This is a genomic window from Micromonospora sp. NPDC049662, assembly GCF_040675055.1.
GTDB lineage: Bacteria > Actinomycetota > Actinomycetes > Mycobacteriales > Micromonosporaceae > Micromonospora.
Genome location: NZ_JBFAOC010000014.1, coordinates 18,312 through 36,557 on the forward strand (window position 1 = coordinate 18,312; position 18,246 = coordinate 36,557).

The following is an 18,246-nucleotide window of genomic DNA, read 5'->3' on the forward strand; positions in this document are numbered from 1 at the left end:
GCGTACGTGCACCCCGTCGGCGACACGAGAGATCCAGGGGTGCTCGCGGCCCTCGCCGGCAGCGTGGACGAAGGCGGCCCACTCCGGATAGGTGGTGAGCAACTCGGGGCCGGTCGGGTCCTTGCTGTCGCGGATATAGACGCCCTCCGGCTCGAACGCCCATTCGACGCAGTTGCCACCGGAGCCACCCGAGCGGGTGCTTTTCGTGTAGTACCGCTCTGGCTCACTGGTCATACCGGATACTCCAAGATCGAAACGGATTGCTTGCTGACGTGCTCGAAGATCGTCGCGTACCGGTCGAGGTCGACCTGCTTCTGGAGGTAGGCGGCCGAACTCGGGGTGTCGATGTAGACCACGGACGGGTCGTCGCTGGGGTTCGCGAAGGTCAGGATGACGAAGGCCGTCTCCATCGCGGCGTGGGCGCCGGCGCCCAGCGGCAGGACGTCGATGCTGATGTGCGGTAGGCGGGCGGCCTCGCGTAGCCGGGCGACCTGCGCGTTCATGATGGCGGACCCGCCGACCTGGCGCAGCACGACGGCCTCGTTCAGTACGACGTGCAGCTTCGGCGGCGCCGGGTCAACGCGGGTCAGGATGGCCTGCCGCTCCATTCGGAGGGCGACGCGCCGCTCGATCTCGGCCGGGTCCGCGTCAGGGTTGCGCGCCCGGTAGACCGCACGGGCGTACTCGAGCGTCTGCAGGAGTCCCGGGATCAGCTCCGCCTCGTACGTGCGGATCTCGGCCGCGGCGGGCTCCACATCGAGGTACAGCGAGAACCAGTCCGGCACGGAGGCGTCCCCGTAGACGTGCCACCAACTGTCGCCCTGCGTCGCCAGCGCCAGGGCGGTCAGGGCCTCGGTCTCGCCTGCCGCAGCCTGGTAGTGCTGGCAGAGCACGGCCACGTCCTGCGGCTTGACCGGGTGCTTCCCAGCCTCCATCTTGAACAGCTTCGCCCGGGAGATACCCAGCAGGGGGTTCGTAACTATCGCGTCGACGGATACGTCGCCACGCAGGCGCCTGAGCTGTCGTCCGAGTTGGCGACGAAAGACGGTGGGGCCAGCGACCGGGGAAGCGGCCACGCTCTTTACCTCCTGGGAATGCTCGGCCACCTCGCAAGTTTGTCTCAGCCTGAGACTCCGAGCCAAGCCGGGGTGCCGTCGGGGCTGAATACTCTTGGGGTGAGACTTGTGCCGTGAGAGTATCACCGCCATACTCAGTAGGACTTCGGTCACGGAGGGCAATCCCCGCCCGAAGACGACGGGAGCGCGGAGGCTTCCCCCGTGGTCGCCGCGCTCCCGTCCTTCGTTTCAGGGCATGAGGAGGCACACCCATGGTGGTGCCGCGGATGGTCGGCACAACGGCCGACGACCCGATCGAAGCCGCTGCCCGCCTGTTCGGCCGGCATCAGATAGACCCCCATTCCGGTGCCGCTCGGTGTCACTTCTGCGGTGGCCGCTGGGTAGGCCGAGGCATCGACGGGCGCCCTGTGGACGGCTGCGCTACTCGGCAACTGGCGGCCATCGCTCTGACCGAGTCGCCGCACCCGGTTCTCCTGGCACAGGGATAGCCCGTGCCCTCGCCTGACCAGCTTCCCGGAGCCCGCCTGCCCGTAGAAGTGGCCAGCACCGGCAGCTACGGCGATGGTGACCCGGTCTGGGTGCATCGCGGCGGCGCGTGGCGCCCCGGCCGCGTGGTGACGGCGTCGACCACCGCGGCAACCGTCCGCTACCGGCCCACCGATGCGCGGGGCACTGCGGTGGACACCGTCACCGCCGCATTCCTGGCGGCACGGTACGAGCCTGACCTGCTACTCGACGGTGGCTCCACCACCCTGCTCGGACGGGTGACTGACCCATGGGCGTGTACCAATCGGGAGCAGACGAGATGCGCGCCTTCGCCGCAGCGCGGGTCGGCGACGCCAACGGCGTGCTGGCCATCCACCACGGCGACGACACCGGATGCTGCGCCGCGTGCGGGCGGACGGCGCCGTGCCCTGCCATGGCGGCCGCATCCCGGACGCGAGCCGACAACCCGGGGGGCGGGAGCCGGGGCCGGCCGCCGCGCCGGCCCCCGGCGCCGGCGGCGGCGGCGGCGGGGGACCATCATCCTCAGGCTGACCACGAGCGCCAGCGACTCTTTCGCCCGTACGTCCTGCGGATCCTGCGAGGCGGGCGATGAGCACGAGCAGCGGACCAGTCCGCACGCCTCGCTCTGGCGACGTGCTCGGGATCGGCCGGGAAGCCAGCGTCCAGTTCGCCGGCGCGAGCGCGATCGTGCTGAGGGTGATCCGCGTACACGATTGGGCGACCTACGACGGGTGGCTGTGGCTCGACGGGTACGTCTTGGACCGCGCCGGGACTGCCGTCGAGCGCCGTACCGTCTTCGTGCAGCGGGCCGGGCTGCGCCCCTTGGTACCGTCGTCGCCCCGACCGCGATCCTAGGCGCGGACCCGGTGGTCAGCCGACGACTGGGAACAGTCCGAACAGGCGTACGAGCCACCTGATCAACGGATGCCCCGTCGCTAGCTGACCGAGGTGCTCTCGGCCGGCGGCACCATACTCGATCCCCGCCGCCCGCACTACCGTCGGTTGATGATCACGGATGAGGAGCGTCGGCTCGGAGGTGTTCCGGATCGCGCGGAGGTCGATGTTGACGGCGAGGCTCGCCGGCTCCTGCACCGCGCTGAGCGGGATCCTCGGTTGGCGGGGCTGCTGGATCGGATAGCCGACGAGCTGCACACCAGACTGCGCACCGATGTTCAGGACGGCACGTCGCCCGGCGCGGTGGGTGACGTGCTCGCCGCGCGGCACCGGCTGGTGCTCAGGATGGTGCGCCGCTACCGGGCCGTCGGCGCTCAGGACGGCCAGTTCGGGGCTGCCGTCATGCTGGCCGGGGTGCATCGATTCGGTCTCAGCGATCGCTCGCGCAGCCTCTGAGGCCGCCGTACGACAGCCCGAACGGGAGCCGCGGCCTCGCGCGGGCCCCGCCGGCGAGCGAAACGCCACTCGATCTGCTTCACCACCAGGACGATGACCAGCCCCTACGCTCGACTGGTGTTGCTGGCGTACGTAGATGAGTCCTTCACCGACAGCTGGTACTGGATCGGCGCCCTGGTCGTGCCCGAGCGCGTCGCGATCCCGCTGACGACGGCCCTGGACTCGGTGATGGCCGACGCGGCGAAGGTCCACGGCGTACCTGTCGACGCCGAGCTGCACGGCTACGACATGTTCCACGGGCGGCGGGCGTGGCAGGCGGTGCCGCCCCGAGTCCGGATCGCGATTTACAACGCCGCGTTGAAGGCGATCGGCGCGCACGACGTCACGATCATCCTGCGCGGCGTCGATCGGCACGGCCTACGCCAGCGTTACCCACACCCCAAGGCGCCACACGAGGTCGTCCTATCGCACCTACTCGAGCGGGTCGACGCCTACGCCGCCAAGGAGGAGCAGTTGGCCTTGGTGATCGCGGACGAGGTCGACAACCCTGCCCGGCACCGCGCGGATCTGACCCGCTACCGGGTGGACGGCACCGGGGGATACCGGTCGCGACAGATCAACCGGATCGTCGACACGTTGCACTTCGCGGCGTCGCACAGCTCCCGGCTGGTCCAGGCGGTCGACTTGATCACGTTTCTTCACCGACGGATGGCGACCGTGGCCGAGGCTGACCAGCGGGCGACCGCAGCGAGCGCGAGGATGTGGTCGTGGGTCGAACCCCTCGTCTACCACGCCCGGTGCTGGTATCCCGTGCCTGGAATGCACGAAGGGCCCGCGTGAGCGGGCCCCAAGGCGGGTGCGGGAACCCCGAAGGGCCTCCTGCCCCCTGACAGTAACACGACGTGGACCTCTACCTGCGCAGATGGGCGGGATGGCTGCGGTTCACCCCTTTCGCGGGGCCTTGATCAGTCTCGGCGCAGAGCGCGGTGCCCGCGGGCGGAGTTGACCGCCCTCGCGGGGGCTGCTCACTGGCCAGTTCCGAGGTTGGCGAGGGTCTTGGCGAGCTTGCGCAGCCCGACGGCGGTGGTCCTGTACGGGTCGCCGCCCGGCGACCAGTCCTCGCCGGCGTGGGGCGGCACGCACTGGACCTGGTAATCCACGCCGCCCTCCTCCTCTCGCTGAACGGCCTCGATGACGAGCTTGGCGTTGTGGTGGCCGGGGATCTCGGCTCGGGCGCTGGTTTCGCCGCCCAGCGCCTCACAGCGGTCATTGATCTCGTCGTACTCGGTGGTGATCTTCTCCAGCCGGGCGGCGTCGGCTTGATCCAGCGGTCGGGCCCGGACGGCCAGGTCCGCGCGCTGCTGACGCTCGGCGGTCCAGGTCAGCTTGTCGGAGTGGTGTGCGTCCTGGTAGGTGTCGAACTGGCTGCGCATCTGTGCCGTCTGCGTCGGGGTGGCGCCGGTGGCACCCCGGGGTGAGTTATAGAGCGTCTCGTAGCGGGCCTGCTGCTCGGGGGTTCGTCCACGGGCTTGGCGGTACGGTCCGGCGGGCTGGGGCTTACCGAGCTTGTCCAACGCCTCCCACTCCCGGTACTCATCGACGCTGAGCCCGTAGACGATGGCGGCCTGTTCGGCCAGCAGCGGCGGCTTGCGGTCACCGCTGAGCTCGTCATGGCGCGTTTGCTCGGCGCGGGTACGCGTGTGGTAGGGCTTCGCGTGGATCGTGACCAACTCGCGGTACTCGGGGACGCTCAAACCGCAGACCTCGGCCGCCAGCCCTTCCCGGCCCGGATCGAACCAGTCAGCGCCGGCCGTGGCGATCCGGCGCTGCAGATCGTCGTACCGGGCGCGATCGTCAGGGCTGAGCGCGTCGACGCATTCCTGCATGTGCGTACGCCGCCTCTGCTGGTACATGTGGTGCTGCTTTTCGCTGTTGTCGAGCCGCAGTTGCAGGTCAGCGTCGGCAACGTCACCGAAACGGGCCATCTCCAGCTGCATCCGCTCGTCGTATAGGCGGTCAGACTGCTTGACGAGCTGCCGGTACTCGCGGTTGATGCTGGCCGCCGTGGTGATGACGTCATCGACTCGCGCCGGCAGTTCGGCGGCGGCATCGGCGCCGATGACAGCTGTCACGTCCGAGGAGGTGTCGATCTCGTAGGTCTCGCCGTCCTCCGGGTCGACCCGAGACTCCCGGGCCGGCGCGTGAGCGCCCCTCCAGTCGGCCTTGCCATCCTCGTACACCGGAACCGCGACGTGCACGACCCGACCATCAGGGGTATCCACGGCCGCGGCGAGCACCATCAGGCCCTCCTCGCCCCTCGCCGAGGCCGAGCCAGCGAACGTTTCCCCCTCGCGCAGCACCATCGTGTTGGCGAGCCTCAGTGGATCTTTAGCTCTCGTCGCGTCGGCAGGCCCGGCGGATGCCGTGGCTGCTGGATCGCCGCTGGCGGCATTCGGAACACGACGCTCGCCTCCCGGATGCGCCGGCCCCAAGCCGCCCGCGTCGTCGATCACGAAGTCCTTGCCTCCAGCGTCAGGTGCCACCGCGTACGCCTCCCCGACAACGTCTTGACGATCGAGCGCGGTCTTGGCGTGAGCCCACGCGGTCCCGGCCGCCTCTGTCAACTCCCTGGCCCGCGCGACCGCCGCCACCGCCTGCCCCCCGACGCCTTGTCCGGCCATCACCGCCACGACGTGGTCTGCCTGCGAGACCACCGCTCCGCACGCATCGCGCATATCCGACGCGTATGCCTGTGCTGTCCGCAGTCCCGTCACCTCGACTGCGGGCCCAAGTGGGCCACCGGCCATTGTCGTCACCTACCTTTTCCTCTCGTCGTCTCTGCCTTTAAGGGCGGGGGCAACACCCGATCGCGACCCGCGACCGGAGGGTCGCCAGGCCGCTACGGCGCCTCTGCCTGCTCGATCTCGCGCACGACGCCCTCGACGAGCTCGTACCGCTCGGCGACCGCCCGGCCGATGTCGGTGAGTTGGCCGGCCTCGGTGATCCAGCCGCGTTGCTCCAGGCGCTGCGCGGGCTGAGGGAGCCGGCCGCGGCGGGTCCTCAGTGTGGCGATACGGCCGTGTCGCAGCGCGTAGTGAAGTTCCGCGAGTTGCCCCGGCGTGGGCGGTCGCTGCGGCGTTCCGGGCTCGGGCACGACGATCAGGTTCAGCTTGCGCTTGACGTAACGGAACGCGATCGCGGTCGGCAGGTCGTAGTCCTGGATGATGTCGCCCTCGGCGTCGAGCACGTCGAGCACGGCGTAGCCGCTGGTGTCGCTGTTTGACGGCCGGACGAAGCCACACGCGCGAAGTTGGCGCAGGAAGTGCTCGACCCCGCTCCATCCCCGTGTGAACTCGACCGACGAGTATTGCCGCATGGCACCGCCCGGCAATGCGCGGATCGCGCTGAGTCCGACGGCTTCCGGGTGCAGGTTGGGCAGATCACTGCTGGTCATCGGGCGTCCCTTCAGTTGACGGGGGTCGTACCGGAGTTGCTGAGACGAACGCGAGAGCACTGCGGCGGTCGCGTGGCTGCTACCGGCCGATCAGCGATGCTCGCCCGATCCGCGTAGCTGGTCCGCCCGGGCCGGGCCGGACAGGAGGTGGACCTGAGCGAAGCCCTCGGCCCGCAGCGTGGCGATGCTGGCCCTCATACGAGCGTGTTGGTTCTGCACGACACTCGCGGGGACGGCGCGGCCCCACCGCTGCCCGAGTTTCGGGCCCGGCCGCTCGTCCTGCCGCGCGAGGCACACCTGCAGGTCGGTGTCGAGGACCACTGCCACCGCCGGCACCGCGTGCCGGGTCGCGATGGCGATCAGATGGGCCCGCTCCTCGGGCACCCCGTTGGTGGCGTCCACCACGGTCGTGAGGCGTCGGGAGAGCCGCATGTCGACGATGGTGAGCATGAGCGCCACCGCGTCGGCGGTGGCATCCTGGTCGCACTCGTCGTCGCTGGCTACCGCGCGCAGAGTGTCCAGGCTGTACACCTGGATCGCGCGGTAGTGCCGCCGGGCGTACGTGGACTTGCCGGAGCCCGCCGCTCCGACCAGCACGATCAGCGCCGAGTGGTCGCGGTCGGCCGGGGAAGCCTCGACCTGGTCAGCCGGAGCAATCGACCCCTGAGCCGGGTCGGCCTGATCCTGATCGGCCAACGCCGCCTTGCCGTCGTCGGCGGAGCTCATCAGCGGCCGGCTCGGCGAAGGTCAGCGGCGAGCTGGTCATGCCACGCGCGTAGCTGCGGGTACGTGAGGTAGAACTGCACCTCGCGCGTACCGTCACCGGCCGCCAGGCTGAAACCCCGTTCGTACTCGAAGTCGTTCCAGTCTATGTAGGCGTCCCCGTTCGCTACCGGAGTGAAGGCGTTGGCGGAGCCGTCGAAGTCCTGGAGCGACTCACTGAGCGAGTCGCGCAGTTCCCGCAGTTGAACGAGGTCCAGGTCCAGGGTGAGCGCATCGGCGCCGTTCCCGATCTCGAAGCTGCACCCGCCGCCTGTCCGGTCGCGGCTCCAGTCCAGGTACGGGGTGGCGTTGGCGGCGCCGATGAGCACTCGCCCAGGCGCGGCGTAGAACTCGTCCTCGCCGAGGTTCCTGCCCCGAGAGGCGGCATCGGCTCGCGTAGCCGTCGCGGCTGGATCCGACCCGTGGGGACTCGGGTCCCCGATGCGGTAGAGATTGAGACGTGGCAGGTCAGGTTGCGGCTTCGTGGTGCCAGCGACGGTCGCACCGTCGGTTACGAACGTCTTGTCTCCGCTACCCGGGGCCGCCGCGTACGCCTGCCTGACCACGTCCTGGCCCTCCAGGGCCGTGCACGCGGCGGCCCATGCCGCTCCGGCAGCCGCCGTCAACTCCTTCGCGCGCGCGACCGCCGCCGCGGCGTTCCCTTCGACGCCCTGCCCGGCCAATGCCGCTACGAACTGCTCGGACTGGGACGCCAGCGTGACGCACGCCGTGGTCATCCCCGCCGCGTACGACTGGGCAGTGCTCAAGCCCGTGACTTCGGCCGGGGCTCCGCCCTCGCCTTGGGCTGGTGCTGTCGCCATGCTCGCTCCTTCGCCGGCCTGTGATTGAACAAAGGAACGAAGCGGCCTCTGCACGGTCTCTCCACCTCCGGACGCCGCCGCTTCCTGCGACTCGTGGACGGCGAACGGCCCGGGTGGCCACCGTCTCGTGAAAGCCAGCGAGCTCCCCGTCCCCGGCGGACCGGGGCGGGGAGTTCGCTGGCCGAATAACGTCACCTACGCCGCTGGTACCCTGCCTCGCCGCGACGGGCGGCGATGTGGTCGGGAACGTCAGGGCCGTGCTCGCAGGTGACGCTCCGCCCGGTCTGGCTCGGGACGACACAGCCGTCCCCCAGTTGGGTAGTGCCGGGCGGGTTGGCGGTGGCGTTCGAGGTGCCGACGCTGCTGCTGTTGGGCATGATGGGGCAACTCCTTCGAGGGAGTGGCGGTCGGCCCCGGAAGCTGTCCAGGCGAGGGGGCCGCCGCGCCGCCGATCTGGCGATTCTGTGGTGGAAAGCGGTATCTCCACCTCCGTCAATGTAGCACGTATTACACGTGTAATTCTACATCCCTGGCGCCTGCCCCGGTCGACCAGCACGCGACCACCGCCGTGCCGCGAAACGGCTGTGGCCCGCACCCCCTACGGGGTGCGGGCCACAGCCTCCGGTCCTGGCTACGACTCGTCGACGGGCTTATCTCCGTTGCGGATCTTGAAAACCGCTTGCCGGCTCATTCGTGCCCGCTCACCGATGGCCGCGTCGCTGCGGTTCCACGCGATCGCGTTGTGAACCAGGTCCAGGCGGGCACCGCGGGCCTCGGCCAACTCCCGCTCCAGGCGGGCGACCTCGGCGCCGACCACCGCCAACCGGTCCCAGTCCTGATCGCGCAGTCGGGCCCGGTGGTTGTAGGCGGCCTCCTGGGCGCCCAGCAGCCGCAGGTTATGCCCGGCGGCGTGCGCTTCCTCCAGGTCGACCCAGCGGTCCAACTGGGCGTCGGTGGTGGTCGCCGCGATCTCGCTGATCGCGAGCCTGCCGTGTTCGGCATCCCAGTCGGCGAAGTTGCGCAGCGGGCGCGGGTCGCCGTTCATGAGCACCGTGCGGTACCACGCCCGCACGCCCATCACGTCCAGGTGGACCCAGGTTCCGTCGTTGGACGGCCTCCCGTACACCTTCTTGATCTCCGGGTACCAGTGCTCGTTGGAGCCCAGGAACCGCGTGATGTACTCACACTCGCCGGCGAGTTTGTCCAGCGACAACCGGAGCAGCGCCGGTCGGTACACCTGCGGGAAACGCCGGACGATGTCGCCGTAGTCGACCAGTTCGGGGTCCACCTCAGGGCCGGCGGCCTTGCGGTCCCGCGAGCAGAGCCGGCCGATGTTCCGACCCGCCCGGGCGGCGTCGGCCGACCAGTCCAGGTCGCCGCCAGCATCGAACAGCCCGTCCAACAGGGCCTGCGCGTACGGCACCAACTCCTGCAGCAGCGCGTTGGAGGCCGCGGCGTCCAGATACGGCAACTGCTTGACGCCGGAGTCGATGGTCCAACTCAGCAACTCCGGCACCGGCTCGAACCACTGGTGCGGCCCCCCGTACGGGGAGAAGAGCGCGCCGGGGTGCCACCGCTCCCACGTTTCGCGCGGCACGTCGTTAATCGCCGTCCACTCCGGGCGCCACGGCTCCAGATGCTCGGGGCTCTCGAAGAAGCTCAACTCACCGGAACGCACGTCGAGCAGCACGCGCTGGTAGTGCCCAGGCGCGGACCGGCCGGCGATCGGCGTCGACGAGATCACCTCGGCCACCGGCACGGCACTTACCCGCGGCGCCTGGTAGCGAGCCACAGCGACTTCCGGCACGACCACGGTCTCCTTGGACATGCTGACCTCTCCCTGACGTCCGTCGATGTAAATAGGTTGACATCTGTAGGGATAAGTTGTCAACCGCTTGACGTCTCAATGTCAGGTCATCGTTGGGAGCGCGCGAGCGAGTTCTGCTAGGCCGGAACTCCGGCCGGTCGCCATCGGGTGAACAGTCGCTCGCCAGGCTCGTGGCGGATCACTACTGGCACGCTGATCCGGTCCAGGTCGATGCCCTCGCCGGCGGGCAGCACGGTGAAGCCCTGCCTTGTGTAGTAGTCCTCCAGGCCGGATCCGGCCGAGAACTGGCCGTAGGCCAGGAGCCAGCCCAGTTGGAAGTAGGTCCGCACCGCCCGGCGCAGCAGGGTTTCACCGAGGCCCTGGCCGCGGGCGTGTTCAGCGACGGCCAATCCTTGGATCTTTGCTGTCTTCGTGGCGGCGACCAGGGCGAGGGGCAGTGGTACGCCGGCGGCGTGGGCCTCGGACAACACGTTGCCCGGCGGGACAGCCTGCAGCACGCCCTGCAACCGCCCGTCGCTCCCTTCGGCGACCAACACCATCACCAACCCGGGCATGGCCTCGTCGGGCCGGCCGGCGGCTGCGGCCTCGGCGATCGGGCGCAGCATCTCCGAGGTGCCCTGCCTCAAGCCGGTCAGCAGCGTCGAGGCGACCGTGCCGGCGTTGATGCCCTGCTCGACGGCCGGGTCCAGGCCCATGCCGTCGGCCAGCAGGAGCAACTCCGCCACGCCGGGCGAATCGCCGGGCGCTGCTAAGCGGATGCGGGTCCCGCCCGGTCCGGACCACCCGCGCAGCAGTCGATCGGCGGTCACCGGCGGCACCCGCGCTGGCTTCTTCCTGGTCATCCGGCCTCGGCCTCCTCGCCACGCACAACGCTGTCCCTCTGGTCGGTTGGAGCGCGGTCCGCTGCCTCGCCCACGAGGCGTACCCACGATGGAGGCGGCTCGGCAGGCAGCGGCGGCAGTTCCTTTCCACCGGTGAGCAGAGCGCCCAGCGAGGGGTAGCGGGGCGTCAGTGCGCGGAGGTCGCGCAGCTCCCTCGCCGCGGTGATGAGCTCGAGCGTGGTGTGGGCGAGGCCGAGAGCGCCGTAGTCCAGGGCCTCGCGGAACTCGCCGAACCAGGGGTCGAACGCCGCAGTGTGTTGCGGTTGGGCCAGGTACGTGATGAAGAACGGATCCCGAACCACCCCCACGCCGCCCTGCAGGAGTTGCTTCCGGCCGCCGTCAAGGTGGATGACCAGCGGGGCGCTGCCCTTCTGCTGGTCTTGGTGAGCCAGGCGCAACAGCTCGGGGTGCTGAACCACCGTGGGGTCGACCAGCCGGTTGAACGGCGCCGCCCACAACACGCTGTGCCCGTTGGTCGTCCAGTCCGGACGGACAACGGCGGGACCTCGTACCCCGAGGTTGGCGTGGCGGATGCCGCCCCGGGTCACCTCCGCGTACGCGGCCATCAACTCGATGTCGAACCCGAGGTGGCCGAGGCCAGCGGCGATTTGATAGCAGACCGGCAGGCAACTGTTGGGCCTGGCGCCGCTCATCTCCTGGTGTACCACCGCGAGCGCAGCGAACAGCGGCACCACCTCGACCGGACATTTGATCAGCGCCGCCGCCATTCCGCTGCTCTCGAAACGAGGCAGGCGCGGGTCGTCCGGATCCGGCGTCTCCCGCCGCGGCGGGGCGGTCAGCCGCCCCGGTGGGATCGGATGCCGGACGGGCTCGCGCCGTTGACGTCTGCTGCTGCGACCGGCCACGTGGCACGTCCTCCCCAGGCGGTACCTACGAAACGTCACCGTACCGTCGCGGTGCGATGGGTGGCGAGCCACCGAGCGGCGTCGTTGGAAGGGCAGTCCTTTCCTCAGTTGGCCACGATGCCGGCGAACCCGGCCTGCTCGGCGCGCAGCTCCCACTGCTCAAGAGCGTGCGCGTACTCCCGCCGCCGCCGTTTCGGGCCGGTGCGGATCTCGTGCTTGAGCCAGAGTCGCAGCGCGGTCATGCCGAAGTGTGCACGGACGAGGTCGTCCTGGTCGAGGGCGGCGGTGATTCGCTTCTGGGCCAGCCGGTAGGTTCGCCGGTCGACGACGACGATCGGCGCGTTGGGACCGTCGATTCGGCGGGAGATGATCGGCACCAGCAGCGCAAACAGCAGCAGGCCGCCGGCCGGAACGAGTAGTGCTTGCAGGATCGGGGGCATGTCAATCTCCGTCAGTCTCGTGCCAGTAGTAGTAGCGGCCGCCGGCGATGCGGGGCCCGCCCGTCGTCGGTCAGGGCGACCAGCGCTGTGGCCTGCGGTCGGCTCATGTGGTCGGCGCCGCGGGCGAGCTCGCCGGTGCGCTTTCTGCATCGACCGTCGCACAAGATCCGCCATCACTCAAGAGTTGTGCTAACTTCTGCCGTAGTTCCTACAACTTATTCTGCGCCGCGCCGCGGCGGGAAACCTCCGCGCTCTGCCTGGGGAGGCAGAACCCCGAAGGAGGCAACGTGATCCTGGTCCACGTCAAGAACAGTTGGCCTCGCGTGCTCGCCGGCGAGTCCGGGTGCACGCCAGAGTGGTCAGTGCTGGGCGACTGGGCGACCATCGCCGAGCACCGCCTGGCCGAGTTCGGCGACGTCCTCGCCGGCGTCTACGACAACACCGTGGTCGCGGTCTACGACATCGACCTGGCCAACACTCACTTCGTTGGCGGCAAGGTGCGCTTCGCCGGCAGCCCGTCGACGTCGTGGGCGCACCTGATCGGCCAGCCCAACCCGGGCAAGCAGTGGGGCCAGCAGGGCTACGCCCGCAACGTGCAGTACGTCGACACCGCGGTAGTCGCCGGCGGCGACGTGCCGGTCGAGGAGACCCCGGCCGGCCGCCGCGCGGTGGTCGACGGCATCGTGCTCACGGTGGACGACCAAGGCGGCGCAACGCTGCTGCTACCGACCGGGCGCACCCTCGCCATCCTGGCCGGCAGCGCCGGTGCGGCGAAGTCAGGAGGAACCGAAGTCCAGGCGGCCGCGACCACCGGATAGGACCCTGCGTCCAGCATCGTCACGCCGCGTCGCCCTCGGTGCCCGGGTCATCCTCGCGGGCCTCGGCCGGTGTGGCTGACCCCACTCGGCGGGACGCTCGGCGTTTGCCGAGCACGTGGGCGGGGTCGCGGTCGAGGTTGTGCCGGTCGCGGTCGTAGCGGCGGGTCGTGCGCGGGTCGGCGTGGCCCATCGCGTCCTGCACGTCCTCCAGCGGCACGCCCTCCGAGCGGGCGCCGGTCGCGAAGGCGTGCCGCAGCGAGTGCGGTGACAGCCGGCCAGCCGACGGAATACCTGCGGCCGCGGCGAGGCTGCGCAGCCAGACGAACACGTTGGGCTCGGCGAGCCGACCGAGGGTCCCGTCGGCGCCGGTCGTGGCGAACAGCGGGCCTACCAGGGCATCGATCGTGCTGCCTGCCGCCTCGGCGCGGGCGGCGAGGTAGTCGTCAATCCCTTCCAGGGTGTGCGCGGGCAGCGCCCGTTCGCGCTGGTCGCCGCCCTTGTCGACGAACCGCAGCGTCCGTTGGCCGGCATTGTAGCTCAGGTCGGCGATGTCGCGTTCGAGCGCCTCGTTGATGCGCAGCCCGAGGTCGGCCAGTAGCCGCAGCAGCGCCCGATGCCGCAGCGCCGCGAGGTACCGGGCGTGCCTGCGCTGGGTGGGCGCGGCCTTCAACCGCTCGGTGCGGTCGGCGACTTCGGCGTCGGCCTGGGCGAGCAGCAGGTCGACCTCGTCCAGAGTGAGGCCGGCGGTGGTGGAGGTACGCGCGTTGACCTTTGGTCGCTTGACCCCGAGGGCCGGATTGTGAGCGACCCGGCCGTTCGTGTTCGCCAAGAGGTGGGTGTACCAGCTGGACACGGAGGCGAGGGCGCGGGCGACGGTGCTCGGTTTGGCGGCCCGGCCGCCAGCGCCCAACTCGCGCCAGACCTGGAACTGGGCCAGATCGGTGGGCCGAGCGTCAAGCGGGTCCAGGCGCTCGCGGACGCACCAGTCTAAGAAGATGGAGAGGTCTCGGCGGTGCGCGATCGCGGTGTGCCGGGAGCGACGCCAGGACTCGAGGGTCCACGCGACGGTGAGCCGGCGGATGCTGTACCGGCTCCCGTCGTCTGGTGGCAGTCCGGGCAGGCCGGCCGCCCACGCGGCGAATTCCCGGGTTGCGGTGGCGAGCTCACCGGCTGGGCCGGTCGAAAGGGCCGGGGAGGTCTCCGTCGTCACTGCCCGCCGCCGTGGTTGACTCGCCTCTGCGGCCCGTGGTGCCGGTCGGGCGCGGCGTCGACCAACTCTGGTGCGACGCCGGCGCGACGAGCGGCGGCGGCCGCCGCCGCCTCCGTCCGCTCGACCTCGGCGCGCAATTCGGGAAGCAGGGCCACCAGCGCGATCGCGGCCGCCTCCGTCAGTTGGTCGTCGGCGATCGCCGCGGCGACGGCGGTCCGGACCGGCAGTGGCTCCGCTCGCTCGCGCCAGGCCACCGCCTGCACCGCGTCCGCTGGAGCGGCGTACCGGGCCGATAGCAACGTCAGCGGCGGCAGTTCGACGCCAGCGTGAGCGGCCTCCTCCACCAGCCATCCGAGGCCCCGGTTCCGGATCAGTGAGGCGATGAGCCGGTCGTCGAGGTACCCGTCCACGGTTGCGTGGGTGAGTAGTAGTTCTGCCAGCTTTGCTTGCAGGTCGTCGGCCGGTCGTTCGGGGAAGTCGGTGCCGGTCAGCTCCGACTCGACCATCCACAGCGGCCCGGACCGGGCCCCCGCGCCGTCGTGCCGGCCGAGTTTGCCGGCAGCGGCCATCCGGATCGCCGTGAGGGCGATCGCCTTCATGCTATGGCCCCGGTAGAGCCGTAGCGTCGCACCGGACAGTTCAGCCGCGTCGACGACCTTCCGGATCGTGGCGTAGCTCGGACCGTCGGCCCAGTCCAGGCGCCAGTTCGGCCCGCTGTCGTAGACGGCCTCGAAGCGCGTGCCGTACTGGCCTTCCAAGTCCCTGGCGAGTGCGCGCATCCGGCGCGACCGGTCACTGCCCGCCATCGTCGGCGGGCTTGTCGATCGAGGCACCGATGACGACGTCGCCGAGGGCAGCGCCGAGGCGGTCCAGGTGGTGCGCGACCCGCAGCAGTTGCCCCGCCGTGTACGGGCGCGGGTTGGGACGCCCGGCCACGGTGAGCGTGCGTTCGGGGTCCCCGGCGACCGCCACGGTTACCGGCAGGGCGTAGTCCTCGCCGTCGTGGGCCGGGGTCAGCTCGACCGTGGCGGCGTACGCGGTCGCGGCATTGAACGGCACGTCCAGTGCGTCGACGTCGGCGCGTTCGACGTACGCGGCCGCGTCGGGGAGGCTCATCCGGGACCCGGTGATCCGCAGGGCGGTGTCGGCGATGTCCGAGGCGTTGAACGCCACCTCCACCCAGCGCGAGGTGTGCACGCTCGTCTCCGGCTCGCCGTGGTCGTCCAGGCCGCCGGCAGCGGCGTTGATCAGCTTGGCCGTCTGCCAGAGCGCCAATACCTCGGGTGCCGGGTCCTTGCGCAGCATCTCGTCACGCAGGGCGCCATGAAGTTGGTCGGCCAGCGTGCGGACCCGGGCCGCGACGTCGGCGGGCAAGCCCGGGGGTTCGGTGCTCAGATCGGGTGTCGTGCTCACGTGCTCCTCTTTCAGTGGGGGCCGGTGCGGAACAGTCCGGGGTGCAGCATCTCGACCGCGCGGTCCTTGCTACCGCGGTTGGCTGGCCAGGACCGCGCGGGCGAGCTCGCAGCGGGAGTCGGTGGCGAAGTAGGTGTCGGGCATGGCCAGGCCGGCGATGTCGAGGAGGCCCTGCGCCAGGGCACGCACGTCGGCGGCGGTGATCGGGTCGCCGTTGCCGATCCGCGCGGCGGCGTCCAGGGTGCGGTCGCGGGGCGCCTGCTGGTCGACCTCACCGTCGCCAGACGCGGTCGCAGACGCGAGACCGGCGGCGAGCACGGCGGCGACGTAGTCGTAGGCCGCGGTGTGCTGCGGCAGGTGGGGCAGGTCGCGTTCGAGTTGGCGCTGGCCGTCCGACCATGCGGTCCAGATTGCGGTGACCTCGGCGAGGCTGAGCCCGGTGGCGAGCGTGACCTGCTCGGCCGTGGCGCCGCTGATCACCGCGACGTGGATCCGGTTCGCGGTGCTGCGGCCGAGGTCGTGGTGCAGGGCGCGGATGCTCGCGAGGTGTTCCAACTCCAGCTCCAGCCGCTCGACGCGCCGCGGGTCGCCGGGCGGAACATCGGTGGCCAGGGAGGTGTCCCCGAGCCAGCGCAGCACGTCGCCGACTCGGCGGGCCAGGTCCAGCGGGTTCACCCTCTGCGCGTCGGCGAATGTCACCGGGTGCTGCGGCGGGTCCGGGTACGGGTTGGGTACCGGGTTGGGTACGGCGCTCATGGGCTCGTCTCTCCGATCGGGATCTGGGGCAGCCTGTCGCGGGCTCGGTATTGGGGGTGGCACGGCGCGTCACCCGTGCCGTGCGCTTCAGCAGATTAGAGGTCCTCGTCGGTCAGTTCGCGGAACTGAAAGCTCTCCACGCCCGACCCGCTGCGAGTCATCAGTCGTGGTCCGGGCGCCAGAAGAGCTCGAACTCGTACATGTGCGCCCACTCGTCGTCTCCCGAGTCGGGCAGGAGGTAGCGGAAGGTCTGCGGCTCGATCAGGCAGTCGTCGCAGGCGCACTGGTCTGTCGTGCCGATCTCCAGCACGGTCACGACGAAAGGCTCCCCGTCACCGAGTTGCCGCACCGCGTCGCCCACCTGGAACCGGACCTTGACCGGTGCGGGGGTCTGGCCGACGGTGGCGGGGTCGACGTCCCAGCTCATGCCGTAGCCGGTGACCTGGTAGAGCCCGCGCTCGTCCGGCTGGATGCGTACGGGTGGATCCGGCTCCTCGCCGTCGAGGCGGGTGCCGTTGGGGGCGAAGCCGGTGCTGGTGTGCACCAGGGTGTCGGCGTCCCACGACAGGGTGTCGATCGGCTCGTCCATCTCGCCGGCGGCTGCGGCGTCCAGGTGCCGACGCAGTTGCTCGGCTTGGATGGCGGTGAATCGCGGCCGCAGGAAGTCGTTGTCGTCGCGGTCGTGCGGGTTGTACACCGCAGGCCAGGTGGCGGCCTCGGAGTCCTCGTTGAGAGTTACCCGGCCCCACGTCTCGCCCGGCCGCAGCGCGACCGGGGGCGCGGCGGGGTGAGGCTTCTGGTCAGCGACCGGCGGTCGGCGGACGGGGCCGCTGGGCAGGGTCTCGACCTGGCGGGCGAAAGGCCGTCGCCAATTCGTGCCGGAGGGCAGGAGGTCTGGGTCAAACGGGACGATGGTCGCGCGGCCGGCCCGGATGAGCTTGTCGAGCAGTTGCCGGGCCTGGTTGGTCTTGCCACCGCCGGTGGCGATGCCCCATGCCTCGTCCCGGATCATGTGGATCCCGATGAGCGGCGGGTGGTGCAGCGCTTCGGTGCCGTCGGCCCTGACGCCGATCGGGAAGCCCGCGGGGTCGGGGTCGGGTCGGTCTTGCATCAGGGTGCCTCCGGTCTCACGGCGTGTCGTCGGTCTGCTTGTCGTGCTTGATCACGCCGGGCGGCCGCTGGGGCATGGCGCCGGCATCCAGGTGTTGCGGCGGTCCCAGAACAGGCTCATGCCCTGGCGAGCAGCATCGTCGCGGCGCGGGCCTCGCGGACCTGCGCGCAGCCCTCCTCGGCCGCGCACGAGGACGCCGGGCCGGGCAGCTCGATGGTGCGGCCGCGCATCTCGGATGCGACCCGGGAGACGACCTGCTCCATCTTGCCGTCGGGCACCTTGCAGTGCCCGTCGGTGCCGCGCGTGTGGTTGCGCGCGTTCAGGGCCGCGATGTAGCGCTCGTTGGGGCCGCGGTTCTCGATCTTCTCGCTCAGGTCGGACGGGGCCGGGGTGTGGCAGCGGTCGCAGTGGTAGGTGACCATAGTGATCCGCTCACCGACCGGCTCGGCCCAGTGGTTGTATGCCTGGGCCTTGTCGACGGTGTACTCGTAGATCGTCACCGTGGCGCCGTCGATGCCCTTGATCTCGTCGAGGATGCCGACGCCGCCCGGGAACCAGGTCGTGGCTGGCAGGAGGTCCTCCATGGGCCCGCCGTGGGCGTTCGGCCAGCCGCCGTAGACGATGCCCTGGCCCTGTGGGAGCTGGAATGGCTTGTCGCGGTACGCCTCGACCAGCGCGGGCGTGGTCAGGTACATGCACTCGACCAGCTGCGAGCTCATCAGGATCAGGCCGTACGGCTGGCCCGGGGTGACGTGCTCGGGCAGCAGGTTCTTCTCCTCGAGTCGGGTCCGCACCTCGCTGGGCGTCGCCGGGACGATCACGGTCATGTCGACGCGGAACATGTCGGCCCCGACGATCCGGCGGCCCTCGAACCTGTGGTTGTTGCCCGGGAGCACGGTCTGGTTGTAGCCCGGGACGAGCTGGACGTCGATGGTCACGTGATTCCTCCGGAG

20 protein-coding genes and 1 pseudogene are annotated in these 18,246 nt (G+C 70.3%); 4 read left to right on the plus strand and 17 right to left on the minus strand.

Annotated features, from left to right (window positions below; genetic code table 11):
* Nucleotides 1-69: 69 nt before the first annotated feature.
* Both AB0J36_RS13575 and AB0J36_RS13580 read right to left on the minus strand, forming a co-directional pair.
* Nucleotides 70-234 (minus strand): annotated as a pseudogene (locus tag AB0J36_RS13575) (DUF397 domain-containing protein); the annotation flags it as partial.
* The gene (locus tag AB0J36_RS13580) at nucleotides 231-1,106 is read right to left on the minus strand and encodes a DUF5753 domain-containing protein (protein WP_363660570.1); all 876 of its coding nucleotides are present in this window, start codon (nucleotides 1,104-1,106) and stop codon (nucleotides 231-233) included. The gene AB0J36_RS13580 and the pseudogene AB0J36_RS13575, both read right to left, overlap by 4 nt.
* A 1,065-nt stretch (nucleotides 1,107-2,171) precedes the next feature.
* Between AB0J36_RS13580 and AB0J36_RS13585 the strand changes: the two genes are divergently transcribed.
* From AB0J36_RS13585 to AB0J36_RS13595, 3 genes are all read left to right on the plus strand, one after another.
* Nucleotides 2,172-2,438 (plus strand): hypothetical protein, encoded by a 267-nt coding sequence (locus tag AB0J36_RS13585; protein ID WP_363660571.1) that lies wholly within the window; start codon nucleotides 2,172-2,174, stop codon nucleotides 2,436-2,438.
* A 150-nt stretch (nucleotides 2,439-2,588) separates the two neighbouring features.
* Nucleotides 2,589-2,933, plus strand: coding sequence for a hypothetical protein (locus AB0J36_RS13590; protein WP_363660572.1), 345 nt, complete (start codon nucleotides 2,589-2,591; stop codon nucleotides 2,931-2,933).
* Between the two features lie 93 nt (nucleotides 2,934-3,026).
* Complete coding sequence (locus tag AB0J36_RS13595) at nucleotides 3,027-3,773, plus strand: DUF3800 domain-containing protein (RefSeq protein WP_363660573.1); 747 nt, start codon at nucleotides 3,027-3,029, stop codon at nucleotides 3,771-3,773.
* Between the two features lie 185 nt (nucleotides 3,774-3,958).
* On the opposite strand, the gene AB0J36_RS13600 is transcribed toward AB0J36_RS13595, so the two are convergent.
* From AB0J36_RS13600 to AB0J36_RS13640, 9 genes are all read right to left on the minus strand, one after another.
* Nucleotides 3,959-5,749, minus strand: a complete 1,791-nt coding sequence (locus AB0J36_RS13600) for a hypothetical protein (RefSeq protein ID WP_363660574.1) — start codon at nucleotides 5,747-5,749, stop codon at nucleotides 3,959-3,961.
* Between the two features lie 83 nt (nucleotides 5,750-5,832).
* On the minus strand, nucleotides 5,833-6,387 hold the full coding sequence (locus tag AB0J36_RS13605; protein WP_363660575.1) for a hypothetical protein: 555 nt from the start codon (nucleotides 6,385-6,387) through the stop codon (nucleotides 5,833-5,835).
* 90 nt (nucleotides 6,388-6,477) lie between these two features.
* Nucleotides 6,478-7,113 carry an AAA family ATPase gene (locus AB0J36_RS13610; protein ID WP_363660576.1) on the minus strand — a complete coding sequence of 212 codons (636 nt, stop codon included), beginning with the start codon at nucleotides 7,111-7,113 and terminating at the stop codon, nucleotides 6,478-6,480.
* Nucleotides 7,113-7,970, minus strand: coding sequence for a hypothetical protein (locus AB0J36_RS13615; protein WP_363660577.1), 858 nt, complete (start codon nucleotides 7,968-7,970; stop codon nucleotides 7,113-7,115). Before AB0J36_RS13615 ends, AB0J36_RS13610 begins: the two co-directional genes overlap by 1 nt.
* Nucleotides 7,971-8,161: 191 nt before the next feature.
* Nucleotides 8,162-8,347, minus strand: coding sequence for a hypothetical protein (locus tag AB0J36_RS13620; protein ID WP_363660578.1), 186 nt, complete (start codon nucleotides 8,345-8,347; stop codon nucleotides 8,162-8,164).
* A 254-nt stretch (nucleotides 8,348-8,601) separates the two neighbouring features.
* Nucleotides 8,602-9,798: a hypothetical protein gene (locus AB0J36_RS13625; protein ID WP_363660579.1), complete on the minus strand. Its 1,197-nt coding sequence runs from the start codon at nucleotides 9,796-9,798 to the stop codon at nucleotides 8,602-8,604.
* A gap of 116 nt (nucleotides 9,799-9,914) precedes the next feature.
* On the minus strand, nucleotides 9,915-10,640 hold the full coding sequence (locus AB0J36_RS13630) for a GNAT family N-acetyltransferase (protein WP_363660580.1): 726 nt from the start codon (nucleotides 10,638-10,640) through the stop codon (nucleotides 9,915-9,917).
* Nucleotides 10,637-11,545, minus strand: coding sequence for a hypothetical protein (locus tag AB0J36_RS13635; RefSeq protein ID WP_363660581.1), 909 nt, complete (start codon nucleotides 11,543-11,545; stop codon nucleotides 10,637-10,639). The genes AB0J36_RS13630 and AB0J36_RS13635 overlap by 4 nt, the downstream gene beginning before the upstream one ends.
* A 104-nt stretch (nucleotides 11,546-11,649) precedes the next feature.
* Nucleotides 11,650-11,985, minus strand: a complete 336-nt coding sequence (locus AB0J36_RS13640) for a hypothetical protein (protein ID WP_363660582.1) — start codon at nucleotides 11,983-11,985, stop codon at nucleotides 11,650-11,652.
* A gap of 287 nt (nucleotides 11,986-12,272) precedes the next feature.
* Here AB0J36_RS13640 and AB0J36_RS13645 point away from each other — a divergent pair, with 287 nt between their 5' ends.
* Nucleotides 12,273-12,803, plus strand: coding sequence for a hypothetical protein (locus AB0J36_RS13645; RefSeq protein WP_363660583.1), 531 nt, complete (start codon nucleotides 12,273-12,275; stop codon nucleotides 12,801-12,803).
* A 19-nt stretch (nucleotides 12,804-12,822) separates the two neighbouring features.
* On the opposite strand, the gene AB0J36_RS13650 is transcribed toward AB0J36_RS13645, so the two are convergent.
* The 6 genes from AB0J36_RS13650 to AB0J36_RS13675 form a co-directional block, all read right to left on the minus strand.
* Entirely contained in the window at nucleotides 12,823-14,013 is a 1,191-nt protein-coding gene (locus AB0J36_RS13650) for a tyrosine-type recombinase/integrase (RefSeq protein ID WP_363660584.1), read from the minus strand.
* Nucleotides 14,010-14,819 (minus strand): hypothetical protein, encoded by an 810-nt coding sequence (locus AB0J36_RS13655; protein WP_363660585.1) that lies wholly within the window; start codon nucleotides 14,817-14,819, stop codon nucleotides 14,010-14,012. Before AB0J36_RS13655 ends, AB0J36_RS13650 begins: the two co-directional genes overlap by 4 nt.
* Nucleotides 14,806-15,426, minus strand: a complete 621-nt coding sequence (locus tag AB0J36_RS13660) for a hypothetical protein (RefSeq protein ID WP_363660586.1) — start codon at nucleotides 15,424-15,426, stop codon at nucleotides 14,806-14,808. Before AB0J36_RS13660 ends, AB0J36_RS13655 begins: the two co-directional genes overlap by 14 nt.
* Nucleotides 15,427-15,495: 69 nt before the next feature.
* A complete protein-coding gene (locus AB0J36_RS13665) occupies nucleotides 15,496-16,182 on the minus strand; it encodes a hypothetical protein (RefSeq protein ID WP_363660587.1) in 687 nt (228 codons plus the stop codon).
* A gap of 160 nt (nucleotides 16,183-16,342) precedes the next feature.
* Entirely contained in the window at nucleotides 16,343-17,293 is a 951-nt protein-coding gene (locus AB0J36_RS13670) for a hypothetical protein (RefSeq protein WP_363660588.1), read from the minus strand.
* Between the two features lie 116 nt (nucleotides 17,294-17,409).
* Entirely contained in the window at nucleotides 17,410-18,231 is an 822-nt protein-coding gene (locus tag AB0J36_RS13675) for a hypothetical protein (protein ID WP_363660589.1), read from the minus strand.
* Nucleotides 18,232-18,246 lie beyond the last annotated feature (15 nt).